The sequence below is a fragment of the Rhodobacter sp. NTK016B genome, from assembly GCF_017303295.1.
Classification (GTDB): domain Bacteria; phylum Pseudomonadota; class Alphaproteobacteria; order Rhodobacterales; family Rhodobacteraceae; genus Pararhodobacter.
Map to the genome: position 1 here is coordinate 204,393 of NZ_JAFKOK010000008.1, position 19,197 is coordinate 223,589.

At 67.7% G+C, this 19,197-nt stretch carries 19 protein-coding genes and 1 tRNA gene; 11 read left to right on the top strand and 9 right to left on the bottom strand.

Translation table 11 applies throughout. The features are described 5' to 3' along the window. Nucleotides 1–20 precede the first annotated feature (20 nt). From JI664_RS12445 to JI664_RS12455, 3 genes are all read left to right on the top strand, one after another. Complete coding sequence (locus JI664_RS12445; RefSeq protein ID WP_207014061.1) at nt 21–590, top strand: sigma-70 family RNA polymerase sigma factor; 570 nt, start codon at nt 21–23, stop codon at nt 588–590. Beyond that, entirely contained in the window at nt 587–1,276 is a 690-nt protein-coding gene (locus JI664_RS12450) for an anti-sigma factor (protein WP_207014062.1), read from the top strand. Before JI664_RS12445 ends, JI664_RS12450 begins: the two co-directional genes overlap by 4 nt. A gap of 202 nt (nt 1,277–1,478) precedes the next feature. Next, a complete protein-coding gene (locus tag JI664_RS12455) occupies nt 1,479–2,033 on the top strand; it encodes a fasciclin domain-containing protein (protein ID WP_207014065.1) in 555 nt (184 codons plus the stop codon). Between the two features lie 128 nt (nt 2,034–2,161). Here the strand turns inward: JI664_RS12455 and JI664_RS12460 are convergent. Further along, a tRNA-Val gene (locus JI664_RS12460) sits at nt 2,162–2,237 on the bottom strand. 118 nt (nt 2,238–2,355) lie between these two features. Between JI664_RS12460 and JI664_RS12465 the strand changes: the two genes are divergently transcribed. Both JI664_RS12465 and JI664_RS12470 read left to right on the top strand, forming a co-directional pair. Continuing rightward, nucleotides 2,356–2,673, top strand: coding sequence for a hypothetical protein (locus JI664_RS12465; RefSeq protein ID WP_207014067.1), 318 nt, complete (start codon nt 2,356–2,358; stop codon nt 2,671–2,673). 138 nt (nt 2,674–2,811) lie between these two features. After that, entirely contained in the window at nt 2,812–2,994 is a 183-nt protein-coding gene (locus JI664_RS12470; protein WP_207014068.1) for a hypothetical protein, read from the top strand. Nucleotides 2,995–3,012: 18 nt separating this feature from the next. On the opposite strand, the gene JI664_RS12475 is transcribed toward JI664_RS12470, so the two are convergent. Genes JI664_RS12475 through glyA form a run of 3 tightly spaced genes read right to left on the bottom strand, consistent with a single transcriptional unit; the run spans nt 3,013 to nt 5,938 of the window. Continuing rightward, complete coding sequence (locus JI664_RS12475) at nt 3,013–3,786, bottom strand: alpha/beta fold hydrolase (RefSeq protein WP_207014069.1); 774 nt, start codon at nt 3,784–3,786, stop codon at nt 3,013–3,015. A 7-nt stretch (nt 3,787–3,793) separates the two neighbouring features. Beyond that, a complete protein-coding gene (locus tag JI664_RS12480; RefSeq protein ID WP_207014070.1) occupies nt 3,794–4,639 on the bottom strand; it encodes a DUF817 family protein in 846 nt (281 codons plus the stop codon). 12 nt (nt 4,640–4,651) lie between these two features. Continuing rightward, the gene (glyA, locus tag JI664_RS12485; RefSeq protein WP_207014071.1) at nt 4,652–5,938 is read right to left on the bottom strand and encodes a serine hydroxymethyltransferase; all 1,287 of its coding nucleotides are present in this window, start codon (nt 5,936–5,938) and stop codon (nt 4,652–4,654) included. 214 nt (nt 5,939–6,152) lie between these two features. On the opposite strand from glyA, the gene JI664_RS12490 reads away from it, so the two are divergent. Beyond that, on the top strand, nt 6,153–6,947 hold the full coding sequence (locus JI664_RS12490; RefSeq protein ID WP_349768722.1) for an NAD kinase: 795 nt from the start codon (nt 6,153–6,155) through the stop codon (nt 6,945–6,947). Nucleotides 6,948–7,094: 147 nt separating this feature from the next. Here the strand turns inward: JI664_RS12490 and JI664_RS12495 are convergent, their stop codons facing one another. Genes JI664_RS12495 through JI664_RS12510 form a run of 4 tightly spaced genes read right to left on the bottom strand, consistent with a single transcriptional unit; the run spans nt 7,095 to nt 13,826 of the window. Next, a complete protein-coding gene (locus tag JI664_RS12495; RefSeq protein WP_207014104.1) occupies nt 7,095–9,164 on the bottom strand; it encodes a hypothetical protein in 2,070 nt (689 codons plus the stop codon). Continuing rightward, the gene (locus JI664_RS12500) at nt 9,164–11,932 is read right to left on the bottom strand and encodes a DUF4159 domain-containing protein (RefSeq protein WP_207014072.1); all 2,769 of its coding nucleotides are present in this window, start codon (nt 11,930–11,932) and stop codon (nt 9,164–9,166) included. The genes JI664_RS12495 and JI664_RS12500 overlap by 1 nt, the downstream gene beginning before the upstream one ends. Continuing rightward, a complete protein-coding gene (locus JI664_RS12505) occupies nt 11,929–12,825 on the bottom strand; it encodes a DUF58 domain-containing protein (RefSeq protein ID WP_207014073.1) in 897 nt (298 codons plus the stop codon). The genes JI664_RS12500 and JI664_RS12505 overlap by 4 nt, the downstream gene beginning before the upstream one ends. Next, complete coding sequence (locus JI664_RS12510) at nt 12,822–13,826, bottom strand: AAA family ATPase (protein WP_207014074.1); 1,005 nt, start codon at nt 13,824–13,826, stop codon at nt 12,822–12,824. Before JI664_RS12510 ends, JI664_RS12505 begins: the two co-directional genes overlap by 4 nt. A gap of 84 nt (nt 13,827–13,910) precedes the next feature. Between JI664_RS12510 and JI664_RS12515 the strand changes: the two genes are divergently transcribed. Further along, a complete protein-coding gene (locus tag JI664_RS12515; protein ID WP_207014075.1) occupies nt 13,911–14,501 on the top strand; it encodes a DUF1285 domain-containing protein in 591 nt (196 codons plus the stop codon). Nucleotides 14,502–14,705: 204 nt separating this feature from the next. Then, complete coding sequence (locus JI664_RS12520) at nt 14,706–15,839, top strand: MFS transporter (protein WP_207014076.1); 1,134 nt, start codon at nt 14,706–14,708, stop codon at nt 15,837–15,839. Nucleotides 15,840–15,842: 3 nt separating this feature from the next. Here the strand turns inward: JI664_RS12520 and JI664_RS12525 are convergent, their stop codons facing one another. Continuing rightward, nucleotides 15,843–16,787 (bottom strand): ABC transporter ATP-binding protein, encoded by a 945-nt coding sequence (locus tag JI664_RS12525; RefSeq protein WP_207014077.1) that lies wholly within the window; start codon nt 16,785–16,787, stop codon nt 15,843–15,845. 104 nt (nt 16,788–16,891) lie between these two features. Between JI664_RS12525 and JI664_RS12530 the strand changes: the two genes are divergently transcribed. The 3 genes from JI664_RS12530 (at nt 16,892) to JI664_RS12540 (ending at nt 19,173) form a co-directional block, all read left to right on the top strand. Then, nucleotides 16,892–17,095: a zinc-finger domain-containing protein gene (locus JI664_RS12530; RefSeq protein ID WP_207014078.1), complete on the top strand. Its 204-nt coding sequence runs from the start codon at nt 16,892–16,894 to the stop codon at nt 17,093–17,095. A 140-nt stretch (nt 17,096–17,235) separates the two neighbouring features. Next, complete coding sequence (locus tag JI664_RS12535; protein ID WP_207014079.1) at nt 17,236–18,162, top strand: pirin family protein; 927 nt, start codon at nt 17,236–17,238, stop codon at nt 18,160–18,162. 66 nt (nt 18,163–18,228) lie between these two features. Continuing rightward, nucleotides 18,229–19,173 carry an alcohol dehydrogenase gene (locus JI664_RS12540; protein ID WP_286174067.1) on the top strand — a complete coding sequence of 315 codons (945 nt, stop codon included), beginning with the start codon at nt 18,229–18,231 and terminating at the stop codon, nt 19,171–19,173. Nucleotides 19,174–19,197: the final 24 nt, after the last annotated feature.

Below are 19,197 nucleotides of genomic sequence, written 5' to 3' on the forward strand. Positions count from 1 at the left end.
TTGAACCGAGGGGGAAGTTCTTGTCCGATGATCCGATAGGGGCGCTGCTTCTGGCCGTTGCCGCAAAGAACCGACAGGCGTTTCAGGACCTTTACGCAGCGACCGCTCCGAAACTTTCCGGCGTTCTGTACCGTATCCTTGGCAACCGTACCGAGGTGGACGATGCCATGCAGGAAGTCTTCATTCGCGTCTGGCAGCGGTCCGCTCAATTCCGTCCCGACAGAGGCAAGGGTATGAGCTGGCTGATTGCCGTCGCACGCAACCACGCGCTGGACCGGCTTCGCGCCCGCCCCGCCCGCGCGGGTCTGTATCAGGAAACCGCGCGCGACGAGGACGGGCAAGACCCGCTCGACCGCGTCGCCGACCGCAAGGCCGGCGTCCTTGAATCGCTGGTAGCCCAAGGCGAGGCCAAGCGCGTCGTCGAGTGCTTCGACGCGCTGGAAACCGAGCGCGCAGCGGCGGTGAAGGGCGCCTATCTCGACGGCCTGTCCTACAAGGATCTGGCCGACAGGCATGGCATTCCGCTCAACACGATGCGAACGTGGCTGCGCCGCGGTCTGTTGAGCCTGCGGGAGTGCATGGATCAATGAGTGACATATTCGAACACGACGACTGGCCGCCCGAAGACCGCGACGATCTGATCGCGGCGGAATACGTGCTGGGCGTGCTGCCCGGCGACGAACGCCGTACCGCGCAGACCCGTGCCGAAACCGACGGCGCCTTTGCCGAGCGCGTGGCGCATTGGGAACGCCGCCTTGCGCTGCTCAATGCCGCGTACGAGGACGGTCCGGTCAATCCCGAGACACTTGAACAGGTCGAATCCGTGCTGTTCGGCAGTGCCGAGACCACGACCAGCCCCGCCGCCGCCGCGACCAGCCGTCGTGGCATGGGCTGGCGGCTGTGGTTCGCCGGGGCGCTGAGCGCGGCAGTGGTGGTGCTGGCGGTCATGCTGTGGCCGCAACCGACCGCGACGCCGCTGATGGCGCAGCTGGAAGCGGGCGAGCTGGTCTTCGATGCCAGCTATGATGCGGGCGTGCTGCAGGTCGCTCATCGCGGCCCCGAAGCCGAAGAGGGCCATGATTACGAATTGTGGTCGATCGGCGGCGACGGCGTGCCGCGCTCGCTGGGCGTGCTGCGCGGCGAGGCGATCGAGATCCCCGCCGAGCTGGACGAAGGCGTGACGCTGGCCGTCAGTCTGGAACCGCTGGGCGGCTCGCCCGATGCGGGGCCGACCGGGCCGGTTCTGATGACCGCCGAGCTGACCCGCAACATCTGAGCGCTGTACAGCAAAGAAAGGGCGCCGGGGCAAACCCCCGGCGCCCTTTTTTGTTTGGGCCGGACCGGGCGCGTAGCACGACTTCGGCTCATCACGGCCCTGTGATGAAAAAAAATCGGCGTTCTGAAACTCCCCGCGATTCCTCTCCGTAGTTGGGGGCATAGGGCAATGAAGCCCGTGACGAAAAAATCGGAGAAATCTTATGAAAACCCTTATCGCTGCTACTCTGTCGCTGACCACCCTGACCGCCGGTGCCGCGCTGGCCCAGAACCCGATGGTTGGCGGCGCCGAGATGTTCCCCGACCGCAACATCGTCGAGAACGCGATGAACTCGGCGGACCACACCACCCTCGTCGCCGCCGTGCAGGCCGCCGGTCTTGCCGAGACGCTGATGGGCGAAGGCCCGTTCACCGTGCTGGCGCCGACCAACGAAGCCTTTGCCGCGCTGCCCGATGGCACCGTCGAAAGCCTGCTGGAGCCGGAAAACCGCGAACAGCTGCAGACCATTCTGGGCTGCCACGTGATCCCGGGTGAGATCTTCCTCAACCAGCTGGAAAACATGGCACAGGCCGATGGCGGCACGCACAGCTTCGACACCGTCGGTGGTTGCACCTTCACGCTGGTTCAGGCCGCGCAAGGCGCGCCGGTGACCATCCGTGACGGCATGGGCAACAGCGCCAACATCACCATCTCGAACGTGGACCAGTCGAACGGCGTCATCCATGTGATCGACCACGTCCTGCTGCCGGCGATGTAATAACCCCCGAAAGGGTTGCCGCATGCCCCCAATCATGTTGGCAATCCCAGCCCCGGCGTTCGCGCCGGGGCGCTTTTCGTTCCGGGCCCTGCGAAAGCGGGGCTTTGGGCGTCTGGAAAGGGGCGGCATGGTGGGTGATGACGGACTCGAACCGCCGACATTCTCGGTGTAAACGAGACGCTCTACCAACTGAGCTAATCACCCGCGCGGCCCTGATAGCGCATGGCGGCGCAGCGCCGCAAGAGCGCTCGTGACGCCGAACGCGCCTGCCAGGCGTTTCCCCGTTAACAACCCGTTAACCACGCCCCGGCATTCTGAGCCGATGCGTGTTGTTGTGTTTCTGATCCTGCTTGTCCTGACTGCCTGCGCCTCGCCCGACCGCCGCTATTGGGGGGCCGAGTCGCAAACCGTCACCATCGCCGGGCGCGACTACAACGTCTATCGCCGTCAGAACGGGTCGCGCATCTCAGTGCAGGTGATCCGCATGGGCTATGCGCGCCGCCGCGAACATGTTGCGATCCTTGGCGCCATGCGGGTGGCTGCCGAACAGGCCACCGGATGCCGGGTTATCGAGGGCAGCGCGGACGGCGACAGCGGCGTGATGGATTTCCGCATGCGCTGCCCGCGCGGCCAGGCCTGACGCATCTCGGCCCCGGAAACATTCGGGTTTCGCGATTTATTCCCGCAGAACTTGCGCAAGATCAAAGAGCCCTCGCCCGCGCAGGGTATCGTGCCTTGGAACGACCAAGGACAAAGACTCAGGGACGAGGGACCCACCATGGCCAGATTGATGATGATTCTCTATGCGGTGATCGGCACCACGCTGGCCGGCATCGGCGTTGTCGTGGCAGTTTCGCTGAACATGTACGAGTTTCAGGCGATCATCGTCTCGGCCGTGATCGGCGCCGTGATCGCCCTGCCCGCGACATGGCTGGTGGCGCGGAAACTGGAAAACATCTGAGCGGCCTGACCCGGCCGATCAGTCCAGAAACACCCGCAACGCCGCTTCGAATTCGCGCGGTTTCTCGGCGTGCAGCCAATGGCCCGCGCCGGGGATTTTGGCGAATTTCGCCTCGGGGAACAGCGACAGGATCCCGGGCCGTGCCTCGCGCTGGACGTAATCCGACTCGGCGCCCGACAGGAACAGCACTGGCCCCTCGAATGAGGTCAGCGCCGTGGTATCGACCCAGCCGATAATCTGCTCCATCGACCGGCTCAGCACATCGAGATTGAGCTTCCAGCGGGCCGGTTCGGGCTTCAGGTCAAGAGATTGCAGCAGGAAAGCGCGCACGGCGGGCGTGTCCACCGATTGCGACAGCCGCGCATCGGCCTCGCGGCGGCTTTCGATGCCGGTCAGATCCATCGCCTGCATCGCCTCAACCAGATGGTTCTGGGTATGCGTATAGGCGACCGGCGCGATGTCGCCGACGACCAGCCGGTTGACCAGATCGGGCCGCGTCAGCGCCAGCAGCATCGCCGCCTTGCCGCCCATCGAATGCCCCATCACGTCCATGGGCGCGCCTTCGGCCTCGATCACCGTGGCCAGATCGGCGGCCATGGCGGGATAGCTGTGCTCATCGTCCCAGAAGCTGTCGGCATGGTTGCGCATATCGACCGAGACAACGCTACGGCTGTCCGACATCCGCTTGGCAATCGCCCCCCAGTTCCGCGCCGAGCCGAACAGTCCGTGCACGATCAACAGGCCCGGCAGATCCGTGGGTGTTCCGTCGCGGGTCAGGGTCAGAAGCGTCATGGAAACCTCAGGCTGTGCGGGGAATGACGGATTGGCGCCGCGTGGCGCCCGGCATCACGGCCAGCGCCACCATCAGCGCGACATAAAGGAACAGTGCCCAGGATCCCAGCGTGGCAAGGCTGACCCATTCATGAGTTTCCTGCCCGTCATACAGCCATGTCCCGGTCAGCGTGCCCAGATTCTCGGCCAGCCAGACGCCCAGAGCGGACAGGAACAGCGACAGCAGCATCGGCATGTACCAGCGGCGGCCCCGGAACGGCGTGAACCAGATCCGCGTGCGCCAGAACAACAGGCCCATGATCGCGAACAGCGCGTAGCGGGTATCGATCACGAAATGCTGCGTGAAGAAATTCACATAGATCGCCGCCGCCAGCCCCAGCGCCGCCCAGCGCGGCGGGAAGGGGATGAAACTCATCTCGAAGATGCGGATCATGCGGATCACGCAGACCCCCACGGCGGCATACATCGCGCCGACGAACAGGGGCACATGGGCGATGGCGAAGACCCCGTGTTCGGGATAGGTCCAGTTGCCGGCGGCGGTGTTGTACCATTCCATCCCCATCCCGAGGATCGAGAAGCCCACCAGCGCAGCGATTTCCTCGCGGCTTTCCAGCCGGAACAGGATGAACGCCCCCTGCGTCACGACCGCAAGCGCCAGAAGCACGTCGTAGCGCGCAATCGTCCAGGCATCGTTCCAGACCGCGTTGGTCACGAAGATGCCGACCATCAGCACACCGCCGAACAGCCCGGCCCAGAGATGCTTGAGCACGAACATCGCCGGCTCTTCCAGCGCATGCGGAAGGCGCGCGCGGGCGAAATCGCCCAGCGCGCGCTCAAGCCTGCGTGTGGCCAAGCCCCCCAGGGCTCAGAGCCCCGGGTAAAGCGGGAAGCGGTCGCAGAGCGCCTTGACCTTGGCGCGCACGGCTTCCTCGACATCGGCGTTGCCGTCCTCGCCATTCGCGGCCAGCCCGTCGACCACTTCGACGATCCAGTCGGCGATGTCACGGAACTCGGCCTCGCCGAAACCGCGCGTGGTGCCGGCGGGCGTACCCAGACGGATGCCCGAGGTCACGAAGGGCTTTTCCGGGTCGAACGGCACGCCGTTCTTGTTGCAGGTGATATGCGCACGGCCCAGAGCGGCCTCGGCAGCCTTGCCGGTCACCTTCTTGGGACGCAGATCGGCCAGCATCAGGTGGTTGTCGGTTCCGCCCGACACGATGTCGATCCCGCCTTTCATCAGCTGATCGGCCATTGCCTGCGCGTTCTTGACGACCTGCGCGGCGTAATCCTTGAAGCCCGGCTCGAGCGCTTCGCCAAAGGCCACGGCCTTGGCGGCGATGACATGCATCAGCGGGCCGCCCTGCAGGCCGGGGAACACTGCCGAGTTGATCTTCTTGGCGATCGCCTCGTCGTTGCACAAGATCATGCCGCCGCGCGGGCCGCGCAGCGATTTGTGCGTGGTGGTGGTGCAGACATGCGCATGGGGCAGCGGCGAAGGATGCTGACCGCCCGCGACCAGACCCGCGATATGGGCCATGTCGACATGCAGGATCGCACCGACCTCGTCCGCGATTTCGCGGAAGGCGGCCCAGTCCCAGGTGCGGCTATAGGCGGTACCGCCCGCAAGGATCAGCTTGGGCTTGTGCTCGCGCGCCTTGGCGCGGACTTCGTCCATGTCCAGCATCTGGTCCTGTTGGCGCACGCCGTAGGACACGACGTTGAACCATTTGCCCGACATGTTGACCGGCGAGCCGTGGGTCAGGTGACCGCCCGAATTCAGATCGAGACCCATGAACGTATCGCCCGGCTGCAGCAGCGCCAGGAACACGGCCTGGTTCATCTGGCTGCCCGAGTTCGGCTGCACGTTGGCATAGTTGCAACCGAAGAGCTGCTTGGCGCGCTCGATCGCCAGTTCCTCGGCAATATCGACATACTGGCAGCCGCCGTAATAGCGCTTGCCCGGGTAACCCTCGGCGTATTTGTTCGTCATCACCGAACCCTGCGCGTCCATCACCGCCTTCGAAACGATGTTTTCGGACGCGATCAGCTCGATCTCGTCGCGCTGGCGACCCAGTTCGAGGGCGATGGCGCGGGCGATCTGAGGATCGCGGGTGGCGAGGTCTTCGGTGAAGAAACCGTTCTGGGCAGTCATGGACGTCTCCGGCAGTGGCGGCGATGGCGGTTGGCGCTGTTTATCGCAGGGCCACGCCACGGGAAAGCGATGAAAACGCCGCATTCGGCGCCGGATGCGAAATGCCCTTTCCGATTGCGAGCCCCGCGCGCATTTGCGAAACCTGATGCGACGGAACCTGATGCGGCAACCCGATGCGTCAGAACCTGTTGCAACGGGCGAACGGGAGAACAGCGTGGCGGACCAGCAAGACGGGCACAGGGCGCCGCGGCGTGGACCGATCGTGTTCCTTGCCAGCCAGACCGAGGCAGCGCAGCAGGCGCGCGAGGAACTGGTGGCGCTTTACGGCGATGCGCCTCTGGCGCAGGCCGGGGCGATCGTGGCGCTCGGCGGCGACGGCTTCATGCTGGAGACGCTGCACGCGACCCAGCACCGCGACGTGCCGGTCTACGGAATGAACCGTGGCACCGTCGGCTTTCTGATGAACAGTTTCGACACGCAGGACCTGCCCGCGCGACTGGCCGCCGCGCAGGAAAACGTGCTGAACCCGCTGGCGATGAAAGCCACGGACACGTCGGGACGGCTGCACGAGGCGCTGGCGATCAACGAAGTCTCGCTTTTGCGCGCGGGCCCGCAGGCGGCACGGCTGCGGATCTCGATCGACGGGCTGGTGCGTATGGAGGAGCTGGTCTGCGACGGCGCGCTGGTGGCCACGCCGGCGGGCTCGACCGCATATAACTACTCGGCCCATGGTCCGATCCTGCCGATCGGCGCCGATGTGCTGGCGCTGACCCCGGTCGCGGCCTTCCGCCCGCGCCGCTGGCGCGGGGCGCTGCTGCCCAAGGCCGCCGCGGTGCGTTTCGACGTGCTGGACCCCGCCAAACGCCCGGTCATGGCCGAGGGCGACGGGCAATCAGTACGCGATGTCGTCTCGGTCGAGATCCACTCGGACCCCGCCGTGCGCCACCGGCTGCTGTTCGACCCCGGCCACGGGCTGGAAGAACGGCTGATCCGCGAACAATTCTTCTGAGGCGAGCGGGTACCGGGTGAGGGGGTTCGCCCTCGCCCCCCGCGCTTGCGGCGCGAGCGCCTCGCGCGACCCGGCGGGGGCATTCTGCCCCCGCACCCCCTGAGGATATTTTCGGATCAAAGATGGCGCGGCGCGGTGACCGGAAACTCAGCGGCGCGCTTCGCGGATCCACGCGCCGAGGATGAAGCCCGCGCCCAGAAGCAACCAGGCCCAGGCGGGCAGCACCGGCGTCAGGCGCAGATCGGTCGTGACATAGGCGTTGCGCGGTGTGATCCCCAGCCAGCCGCGCCCGAAGGCCTGCCGCCCGGCATCGACCGCGCGCAAAGCGGGCAGGCCAGCGGCGATGGGGGCGATGCCGCCACGCGTGGCCTCGATCAACGGGGCGAGCGGCGCGGCATCGGCGACAACGCGTTCGTATTCGCGCGGATTGGCGGTGCCCAGCACGGCAACGGTGTCCTGATCCGCCGATTGCAGGCGGTAGAGGCCCGGCTCGTCGCCCTGCCATTCTGCGGTAAAGCGGCCCGGCGCGGTTTCCGTGAGCGGTATCTCGACCTGCGTGTCGTCGGGGCGGGTGATGGTCACCACATGCGGGCCGTCCTGCAGCGAGCGGCGGGTGATCTGCATCCCAAGGCCCTGCGTCTCGGCAACGAGCGCCTCTTCTTCCAGTTCGGGCTCGCGCATCATCCAATGGGCGAGGCGGCGCAGCAATTCCGCCTGCGGGCCGCCACCTTCGAAGCCGCGATCCCAGAGCCAGGCCTGATCCGAGGCGAGCATCGCCACCCGTCCCTCGCCGGCGCGGTCGAGCACCAGAAGCGGGCGGTCGCCCACGCCCTCCATGACCACCTGTCCCGAACCGGGCGTCAGCTCGATCTGGCGCAGCCAGCGGCCCCAGCCCGGCGCTTCGCCCTCGGCCTCGGGCGGGAAATCGGCGTCGAGCCCGGCGGTGACCGGGTGGCGCTGGCCCAGATCCGACAGCCGCGGCGTGAAAGGTTGCTCGAAGACGCGCGCGGTGGGTTCAGCGGGCAGGATCCGGCCCAGAGGCGAATGGTAGATACTCTCGGCCGAGGCCAGTTCGGGCCCGCCCGCGACCAGAAGCGCGCCGCCTTCCGTCACGTAGCGCTGGATATTGCCGAAATACGAGGTCGGCAGGATCCCCCGTCGACGGTAGCGGTCGAAGATGATCAGATCGAACTCGTCGATCTTTTCGACGAAAAGCTCGCGCGTCGGGAAGGCGATCAGCGAGAGTTCGTTGACGGGCACACCGTCCTGCCGGTCCGGCGGGCGCAGGATGGTGAAATGCACGAGATCCACGGAAGGATCGGATTTCAACAGGTTGCGCCATGTGCGCTGGCCGGTATGCGGCTCGCCCGAGACGAGGAGCACGCGCAGGCGGTCGCGGATGCCGTTGATCTGCACCACCGCCGAATTGTTGCGGTCGGTCAATTCGCCCGCGCCGGTGGGCAGCTGAAAGCGCAGGACGTTCATGCCGCCGCGATCCAGCGTCAGGTCGAGATTCATGTCCACGCCCACCGGCGCGGTGGCATAGCGCAGATCCTCGCCGTTGAGCGCGAAACCCACCTGAACCGGGCGGCCGCGAAGCTCTTCGGGCACGTCGCCTTCGTCCTCGATCCGCAGGGTCAGGGTCATTGTCTCGCCCAGAATGCCATAGGCGGGCGCGTTGCGCACGATCAGGCGGCGATCCCAGTCGCCCGTCTCACCGGTCTGCAGCAGGTGAACCGGCGCCTGCGGCGGCACGCGGGCGGCGTCCTGCGCCAGACCGTCGGAGACCACAAACACCCCTGCCAGCCGGTCGCGCGGCAGATCGGCCAGCGCGGCGTCGAGCGCGCCGTGCAAGGTCGAGCCGCCATTGTCGGGCGCATCGGGCACGGAAACCACGCGCTCTTCGACGCCCAGCCGGGCAAGTTCGGCCTCAAGCTGCGCGAGGGCTGCATCGCTCTGCTCCGGGCGCCTTGCCAGCCGGTTCGAGCCGGTATCGTCGCGCAGGATGAGGGCGATGTCGGGCAAAGGCTGACGGTCTTCGCTTTGCAGCGACGGGTTTGCCAGCGCGGTAAGGATCAGCGCGAAGCCGAGGAACCGCAGCGGCCAGCCCGCCAGCCCGCGCAGCAGCGACAGCAGCGTCACGGCGAGCGCCAGCGCCGCCAGAACGGCGACGGGCAGCCAGCCCAGAAGCGGGTCGAAAACCACCGAGGCGCCGATCATTGGCCCAGCCTTTCGAGCAATGCAGGCACGTGGACCTGATCGGATTTATAGTTCCCCGACAGCACATGCATGATCAGGTTGACGCCAAAGCGCAGCGCCAGTTCGCGCTGCCGCTCGCCCGTCGTCCCCCGTCCGACCGGCAAAAGCGGCATCCCCGCGTCGTCCACCGCCCAGGCCGAAGCCCAGTCATTCGAGCCGATCACCACCGGCGTCACCCCGTCATTAAGGTTGCGAAACGGCATGCCCTCGGCCTGTTCGGCATCGGCGGGCGAGGCTTCGACCCAGACGGTGCCGCCCTGATAGCGACCGGGATAATCGCTGAGCAGGTAGAAGGTGCGGGTCAGGACATGGTCATCGGGCACCGGTTCGAGCGGCGGAATATCCAGCCCGGCGGCGATCTGCTGCAGGCGGCGGGCCTGCGCGGTGGTGCCGCCCGTCAGGCGCGCCTGCTCGGCATCGCGGGTGTCGAACAGGATCATCCCGCCGGTGCGCAGATAGGCGTTGAGCCGGGCATAAGCTTCGGTCGAGGGAAGCGGACTTTCGGCAGTCACCGGCCAGTAGAGAAACGGAAAGACCGACAATTCGTCGGCTTCGATATCGACCGCCATGGGCAGGCTGGGTTCGACCGACGAGCGCAGATAAAGCGCCGTCGACAGCCCGCGCAGACCGGCCAGCGCGACATCGTCGACCTGCGGATCGCCCGACGAAACGGCGCCCAGAACCACGGCCTCGGTCGCCTCCATGATGCGGGTATCGACGGGCTGCGCCTCGGCACGCGGACCGATCAGGCCCAGCGCCAGCACCACCATCGCCGCGCGCAGCAACCGCCCGCCCAGCGCCAGAGTGGCCAGCGAATCGAGCATCAGGACCAGCGCTGCGAGGGCGAAGATATAGCCCGCAAGCGGCACTTCCTGCCGTTCGACCCCGGTTTCCAGATTGGTCCCCATCGGCCATTGCGCGACGTTGAGCGGGGTCTGCGCATCGGTCGCGTTCACAGCAAGCCGCAACGCGGTTCCGGCATACAGGCCCGGCGGGATTTCGGGGCCCGGCTGCGCTTCACCGCGCAAGATGGGGGCAAGATCCGCGCCCGCGATGGCGGCGCGGTCCTCGGCGTCGCTGAGCAGGCCAAAGCCGTCCATGACCTCTTCGGGCTGCCAGCTCGTGCCGTCCATCTCGCCCGCTTCGGGCACTGCGCCACGCGTCGAGACCGACAGCCGTTCGAGCATGTCGACGAACAGCCCCGACAGCGGCAGGTTCGACCATTCGGCATTGGCGGTGACGTGGAACAGCACCACCTGCCCCGCCCCGCGCGCCGCGCGCGTGACCAGCGGCGTGCCGTCCGCCAGCGCGGCGATGGTGCGGTCGGCCAGATCGGGGCCGGGCTGGGCCAGAACCTGTGCGCGGATGCCGACATCGGCGGGCACGGACAGGCCCGCAAAGGGCGAATCCTCGGCGAACGGGGCCAGCGTGCGCGGGTCGCCCCAGCTCATCGCGCCGCCGACGCTGCGCCCGCCCGCGCGCAGCGGCACCGGCAGCAGCGGATCGTCCGCCTGCGCGACAAAGCCCGAGGCCGAGGCCCCGGCGCCCGCCATGCGCGGCCCGGCAAAGCGCAAAAGCAGCCCGCCATCCTCGACCCAATCGGACAGATCCCGCGTCTCGGTCTCGGTCATCGTGGGCATGTCGGCCAGCACGATCACATCGGGGCCGGCCAGCAGCAGATCGTCGATCGATACGCTTTCGATCAGGTCGGCGGTCGGCTCGAGCGCCTGACGCAGGTAGTGCAGCGGCGACAGAAGGGCGAGCGATTCATTGCCCTCGCGCACCGCCAGAAGGCCGACCTTGCGGCGGCGCAGACTGTCATCGGCGATGCTGACCGCGCCCGCGCCGCGCAGCCCTTCGATCTGGAAGCGGGTGATGCGGTTGCGCAATTCGGGCGGCAGGTCGAAGCTGGCCTCGGCGCTCAACGCGCCCGCCTCGAAGGTCAGCGGCGCTCGGGCAAGGTCGCGCTGCGCGCCCGCCGGATCGCGCCCCACCGCCAGAAGGGTCAGCGCCTGCTCCGCCCCCGTGGTGCGGCGCGCGGTGACATGCACGCCCTCGGCATCGAAAGTGGCGGGGGCCAGCGCGATCACCGGCGTATCCGGCTGGAACACCTGCACCGGGCCGGTTTCCGTCAGCGCCGCCAGCAGCGCGGCGCGTCCGTCGCGGGCAAGGCCGTCGCTGAACCACAGTGTTTCCGTGCCCTCGGGCAGATCCGCGACCCAGTCGGGCAGGGCGGCCCCGGGCGTCCAGGGGCGCGGCGCAAGGCCGGGCAGACGCTCGCGCCAATGCTCGGCCGCGCGGAATTCCAGCGCGCCAACCGGCGGATCGGTCAGCGTGACCACCGCCACCGTGCGCCCGGCGCGCTGCGCCTCTTCCAGCGCCTGCGCCGCGCGCTCGATCCGGCGCGGCCAGTCGCGCGCGCTGGCCCAGCTGGCATCCATCACCACGACCAGCGGCCCCTGCCCGGGCAACGCGCGGGTCGGGTTCAGAACCGGCCCCGCCAGCGCCACGATCAGCGCGGCCAGAGCGGCGACGCGGATCAGCAACAGCCACCACGGCGTGCGCTGGCTTTCGGGATCGCGGTCTTTCAGCCCCAGCAGCAGCGCAATACCGGGAAAGCGGCGGCGCACCGGCGCGGGCGGCACGGCGCGCAGCAGCCACCACAGGATCGGCAGCGCCAGCAGCGCCCAGAGCAAGACGGGCGCGGAGAAGCCCAGAGCGTTCATCGCCGCCCTCCGCCCAGCGCCTGATAAAGCCACAACAGACCTTCCGAGGCCGGGCGATCCGTGTGCAAGGTCGTCGCGTGCCAGCCCGATTGCCGGGCCATCGCCTGCAGCCGGTCCTTGCGCTGCGCCAATCGCTCGAGATAGGCGGCCTTCAGGTCGCCCGCGCGCAACGTCTCGAAGGCCATATGGCCCGACATGCTTTCAAACCGGGTGCGACCGTCGAAGGGAAAGCCCTCTTCCACCGGGTCCAGCACCTGCACCAGAATGCCGCGCATGGTCCGTGCGGCAGCCATGGCCAGCGCCTGTTCGATGGGTTCGAGCGCGCCCAGAAAATCCGAGAAAATCACCACATGCCCGCCGGTCGGCGCGGCGTGCAGGTCGATGGCACCGTGTTCGCTTTCAGCGCGCTTTTCTTCAGCCAAGGCCACCGCCAGCGCGTTGGCCTGCGCGCGGCCCGCGCGGGGGGGCATGTCGGCCTCGGCCAGACCCACGCGCTCACCGCCGCGCAGCAGCGCCAGGCCCAGCGCCATCGCCAGCAGGCGCGCGCGATGGGCCTTGGTTTCGCGCCCGTCATCGCCCGTGAAATTCATCGCCGCGCCGCTATCGACCCACAGGCTCACGGCCCGCGCAGCCTGCCACTCGGTTTCGCGCAGATAAACATCATCGCCGCGCGCCGAGCGGCGCCAGTCGATGCGGGTGATCCCGTCGCCGGGGCTCAGCGGGCGGAATTGCCAGAATTCGGCCCCCGAGCCGGAACGCCGGCGACCATGCGCGCCGGGCAGCACCGAGCTTGCCAGATGATCGGCGGCGACCAGAAGCGGGGGCAACCCGCCCGACAGCGCCTCGCCCGAGCGCCTGAGATCTGCACCGCCATGGGATGCGGGTGATGTCACGCAGCCGCCTCCAGCGTGCCGGTGACACGGCCCGTGATCCGGTCGATCACGCCGCCCAGCGATTCGCCGCGCGCACGGGCGGCAAAGGACAGCGCCATGCGGTGAATGAGCACCGGACGCGCTAGCGCGGCGACATCCTCGGCCGACGGGGCAAGGCGCCCTTGCAGCAGCGCGCGCGCCCGGACCGCCAGCATCAACGCCTGCGCCGCGCGCGGGCCGGGACCCCAGGCGAGGCTGTCGCCCAGCGACGGATCGGCTTCGGGCGTACCGGGACGGCAGGCGCGGACCAGCGCAAGGATCGTGTCGACCACGCTGTCGCCCACCGGCATCCGGCGGATCAGCGTCTGCGCTTCGATCAGTTCGGCGGCGGTGAAGATTTCTCTGACGGCGGCATCCTCGGTCCCGGTGGTCGCCATCAGGATCTCACGCTCGGTCTCGAGATCGGGATACTCCACGTCGATCTGCACGAGGAAACGGTCGAGCTGCGCCTCGGGCAGCGGATAGGTGCCCTCTTGTTCGATCGGGTTCTGCGTGGCCAGAACGTGGAACGGCGCGCCCAGCTTGCGGTGCTGACCGGCAATCGTGACCTCGCGCTCTTGCATCGCCTGCAGAAGGGCGGACTGTGTCCGGGGCGAGGCGCGGTTGATCTCGTCGGCCATCAGAAGTTGGCAGAAGACCGGCCCCTCGATGAAACGAAAGGCGCGGCGCCCGTCCTCGGCGGTATCGAGAACCTCGGAGCCCAGAATATCGGCGGGCATCAGGTCGGGCGTGAACTGCACGCGGTTCGATTGCAGGCCCATCACAATGGCCAGCGTATCGACAAGCCGCGTCTTGCCCAGCCCCGGCAGACCCACCAGAAGCGCGTGTCCGCCCGACAGAAGCGCCGTCAGCGACAGGTCCACGACCGTCTCCTGACCGATGAAGCGCGGTGCAATCGCCGCGCGCGCCTGAGCAAGGCGCTCGCCAAGGGCCTCGATGGCAGGGACCAACGTATCGCTCATGCGGGCATTCCTCCGGGTCGTGACCTTCGTACAGGGCAAGTTATATGGAAGGGTACGCGATAGGCCCAGACCAAGTTGGACAAAATGACAGCGCCACAAGACAATGTGACACCCAGCGCGGAAGGACTGGCGGCATCCGCGCAAAAGGCCAGCAAAAAGGGCGGTTTGCCGCCCGTGCACCTGTGGAACCCGCCGTTTTGCGGCGATCTCGACATGCGCATCGCGCGCGACGGGACATGGTTTTACCTCGGCACGCCGATCGGGCGACCGGCGCTGGTGCGGCTGTTCTCGACCATTCTGAAGCTGGAGGACGGGAAATATTTCCTTGTCACCCCGGTCGAGAAAGTGGGCATCACCGTCGATGACGCGCCCTTCGTCGCGGTGGATTTCACCGCCAGGGGCGAGGGCGAGGCGCAGGTCCTGCGCTTCGAGACCAATGTCGGTGACTTTGCCGAGGCCGGGGCGGATCACCCGATCCGGGTGGAGCGCGATCCCGAAACGGGCGAGCCCTCGCCCTATGTGATGATCCGCGCGGGGCTGGAAGCGCTGATCGACCGCAAGAGCTTTTACCGGCTGGTCGAGCTGGGCGCCCATCACAGGCATGAGGGCGTGTCGTGGTTCGGCCTGTGGTCGGGCGGTGTGTTCTTCCCGGTGATTCCGTCGGATAAGCTGTGACCCGGTCGCGAAAGGGCTGCGCGCGTCTGTTCTGATGGCAAAGGCGAGGGGGCTCCGCGCCCCCTCGCGCTCCCTGCGCCAAGGGGGGGCTGTCTGCCCCCCTTGGATCCCCCCGAGGATATTTCTGGATTAAAGATGGGAAGGGTTGTCGCACCGGGTGCGGTAAGGCAGACCTAAGCGCGAGGATTTTCGGGAGAGGGTCGGATGACCGCTTCGCCGCAACGCGCGCGTCTGGCCGTCTCGGCCATGTTTTTCGTCAACGGGCTGATGCTGGGAAGCTGGGCCGTGCGGGTGCCCGCTTTCGTCGAGGCCTTCGCGCTGGGTCCCGCGTTGCTGGGGCAGTTGCTGCTGTGTCTTGCGGGCGGGGCGATCCTGTCCTTTCCGCTGGCGGGACGGCTGAGCGACGCGATCGGCGCGGCGCGGGCGACGCGGTGGCTGGCGCTCTATCACCTCGTGACGCTGCCCGCGCTGGCGCTCGCGCCCTCGCCGCTCTGGCTGGCAGGGGCGCTGGTGCTGTTCGGCGCGGGCCATGGGGCGATGGATGTGGCGATGAATGGCTGGGGCGCCGAGGTCGAGCGCGCGCTGCGCCGACCGGCCATGTCGGCCTTTCACGCGATGTGGAGCCTTGGCGCCGGGACCGGCGCGCTGCTGGGGGCGGGCGCGGTGCGCGCGGGAATGGCACCGGGCGGGCATTTTCTGGCCGTGGCGCTGGTATTCGGCGCGATATCTCTGGGTCTGGCGCTGATCGGCTGGGAGTCGCGGCGCGGGGCGCCCGTGCCCGGTTTCGCGCTGCCCACGGGGGCGCTGATGCTGGCGGGGCTCGCCGCGTTCTGCGCGTCGATCGGCGAGGGGGCAATGGCGGATTGGTCGGCGGTGTTCCTGATCGACATCGCCCGCACCGGCGAAGCGCAGGCGGCGCTGGGTTACGGCGTCTACTCGGTCGCCATGTTCACCGCGCGGCTGAGCGCGCATCACGCCATCGCACGCATGGGCGCCGTGCGCACCGCGCGGCTTGCGGGGCTGCTGGCCTTTGCCGGGCTCTGCGTGGCGCTGCTGGGCCAGACGCTGATCGCGGGGCTGGTGGGCTTTGCGCTGCTGGGGCTGGGCTATTCGGTGGTGATGCCTTTGGCCTTCAGCCGCGCCGCCAATGATCCCGACACGCCGCAGGGCCGCGCCATCGCCGGGGTCGCGACGCTGGGCTATGGCGGCATGGTCGCGGGCCCCGCGCTGATCGGCGGCATCGCGCATCTGGCCGGGCTGAACACGGCCTTCTGGCTGATCGCGCTGCTGGCTCTGGGTATCACCGCGCTGGCAGGCGCGCTGAAACCGGCGGGCTGAGGCTCAGCCCTGCGGCTGGCCGTGATGCGAAGTCAGCTCGAGAAAGGCATCTTCGAGATCCGGCTCGGCGGTCGAGACATCGACGACATCCGCCCCCGCCCCCTGCAGCGCGGTCAGGATCGCGCCCGCGCCCAGATGCGAGCGCTTGTAGCTGAAGGCGGTCCAGCCATCGGCGCGGTCTTCGCGGCTGACACCGTCGGGCAGCGAGACCTGACCCAGCGGTGCGCTGGTGCGCACCAGAAGGGTCTTGGCATCCATCCGTTTCAGGATCGACTCGGTCGTGTCGCGGATGATCAGCGACCCCTGGTCGATGATCGCGATCTCGTCGCACATTTCCTGCGCTTCTTCGAGGTAATGCGTGGTCAGGATGATCGTCATGCCCTGCCGGTTCAGCTCGCGGACATTGGTCCACAGCATTTGCCGCAGCTCGATATCGACGCCCGCGGTGGGCTCGTCCAGCACGAGGATCTGCGGCGCATGGACCAGCGCCTTGCCCAGAAGAAGCCGCCGCCGCATCCCGCCCGAAAGCGTGCGCGCATAGGCCTCGGCCTTGTCGGTCAGGCCGATGAGTTCGAGGATCTCTTCGGTACGGCGCTCTTTCGGCGGCACGCCGTAAAGGCCCGCCTGCACTTCAAGCGATTCGCGCGGGGTGAAGAACGGGTCGACCGACAGTTCCTGCGGCATCACGCCGATCGCGGCGCGGGACTGGCGCGGATTCTCATCCTGATCGAAACCCCAGATCCGCACCTTGCCCGAGGTCTTGCGCACAAGCCCGGCCATGATGTTGATCATCGTCGATTTACCCGCCCCGTTGGGGCCCAGAAGCCCGAAGACCGAGCCTTCGGGGATCGTCAGGTCGACGCCTGTCAGCGCCTCTTTGGCGGCGGTGCGTTTGCCTGCGGCGTAAACCTTGCGCAAACCTTCGATTTCGATCGCGTTGCGGCTCATCTTGCTCCCGCCCTGAAAATTCGTATTGATGGGGCGTATCACCTAGGGCGAATACGTGCCCTGGACAAGGAATACTCCTCAAAGAAGAGAGCCAAGGAAGCGTGATGTCCGTTCCCCAGCAGCCCGCCCATGACGCCCCCGCCACCCATAAAGCGACCGCGCGGCGCGTGGCCTGCGACGGCGGCGAAGGCGCGCTGGGCCATCCGCGCGTCTGGCTGACGATCCCGCACGATACCGGCTGGGTCGACTGCCCTTATTGCGATGCGCGCTACGTTCTGGACCCGGACGCGGCCGATCACGGGCACTGACAAAGGCCCGGCCCCGGTCGCCGCGCCCCTGCCGCCATGCCCCTGCGCATCCTCTGTGCTGCCCTGCACAGAGGCGGCACTGGAAGCGAAGCCTCACAGCACCGATATTCCCTGCAACCGCTTTGCAAGGGAATTCCGCCATGTCCTTTCGTCCCGTGACCAAGACCAGCCGCGCCAAACCCACGATGGAGGGCGCCGGCGTCCATCTGCACCGCGCTTTCGGTTTCGGCGATCCGACCGAGGGCGATCCCTTCCTGATGCTCGACGATTTCCGCAACGATTCGCCCGAGCTGTATCGCAAGGGCTTTCCGTGGCACCCGCATCGGGGGATCGAGACGATCACCTATGTGCTGGAAGGCACGGTCGAGCACAGCGATTCGCTGGGCAACAAGGGGCGTCTCGGCTCGGGCTCGGTCCAATGGATGACCGCCGGGTCGGGGATCTTGCATCAGGAAATGCCCAAGGGGAACGCCAAGGGCCAGATGCATGGCTTCCAGCTTTGGGCGAACCTGCCGCGCCGCCTGAAGATGACCGCGCCGCGCTATCAGGACATCAAGGGCTCGGATATCGACACGGTGGTCGATGACGACGGCACCGCCGTGCGCATCATCACCGGCAAGTTCTGGGGCAAGACCGGCCCGGTCGACGGTATCGCCGCCGAACCGCTGATGCTGGACGTCTCGGTCCCGCCCAACACCCGCAAGGTGCTGCCGGTCGATACCTATCTGAACACCTTCGCCTATGTCTTCGCAGGCAAGGGCACGTTCCGTGATGCCTCGCGGCCGCAGGGCGTGCTGGTCGAGAAAGAGTTTCAGGGCCAGGAGCTGAACCTGCGCGACATGACGGGCGACCGCACGCTGGTGCGCTTCGGCACGGGCGACGAGATCGTGGTCAATGCCGGGCCCGAAGGTATTCGCTTCCTGCTCGTCTCAGGCAAGCCGATCAAAGAGCCGGTGGCGTGGCACGGTCCGATCGTGATGAACTCTCAGGCCGAGTTGAAGCAGGCGTTCAAGGAATTGAACAACGGCACCTTCATCAAGGATCAATCCGACCGCCGCTGGCGGTGAGATCCCGCAAGCCCTGCCCCATGGCCGGGGCTTGCACCCCCTTCCGCGCCGCGCCAGACAGGCGGGATGCGCAACGACGTCCTGATCTATCGCCGTTTCGGCCCGCCGCTTGACGCGTTGACGCTGGAAACTCCCGACCTGCCGCCCCGACCAGAGGGGGCGATCCGCGTGGCGATGCTTCTGGCGCCGGTGAACCCGTCCGACCTGATCCCCGTCACCGGAGCCTATGCGCACCGCATCACCCTGCCCGAAGTGGCCAGCTATGAAGGCGTGGGGCGCGTCATCGCTGCGCCGCCGGATCACGCGCATCTGCTGGGCCAGCGCATCCTGCCGCTGCGCTCGGGCGGGACGTGGCGGCGCCTGCATGATTGCGTGCCCGACTGGGCCGTACCGGTGCCCGACGACATCCCGGACGCACATGCCGCACGCGCCTATATCAACCCGATGGCCGCCGCGCATTTGCTGGCGGGGTGGCCGGTGAGCGGACGCCGGGTGTTGTTATCCGGCGCGGGATCGCATTGCGCGTCATCGCTGGCGCGCGGCGCACTGAGTCAGGGGGCCGCATCGGTTCAGGGCATCTACCGCAGCCCCGCCCGCCGCACCGAGCTTCTGGCGCGGGGCGTCGAGCCTGTGGCGATGGACGACCTGCCTGCCATCCGCGAGGCCGCGCGACGGGCAGACGTGACTTTCGACGCGCTGGGCGGGCCGGTTGCCACGGCGGTGCTTGAGGCGATGCGCCCGGGCAGCGATTTCGTGGGTTACGGGCTGCTGACGGGCGAGCCGTTGCGCCCGCAATCCCCGCCCCGCGCGGGCTATCACCGCTTTCACCTGCGCGAATCGCAAGCGGCGATGTCCCCGCGCGACTGGCAGGACGCGTTCGCGGCAATCTGGGACGACCTGCGCGCAAGCCCCCCGCCGGAGGGCCGCCGCTTCGCGCTGTCCGACTGGCGCGCGGCGCTTCACTCGGTCGGCGAACCCGGCGCGCCCAAGCCGCTGCTGGATTTCACCTGACGCATTGCGCACAGAAAAACGGGC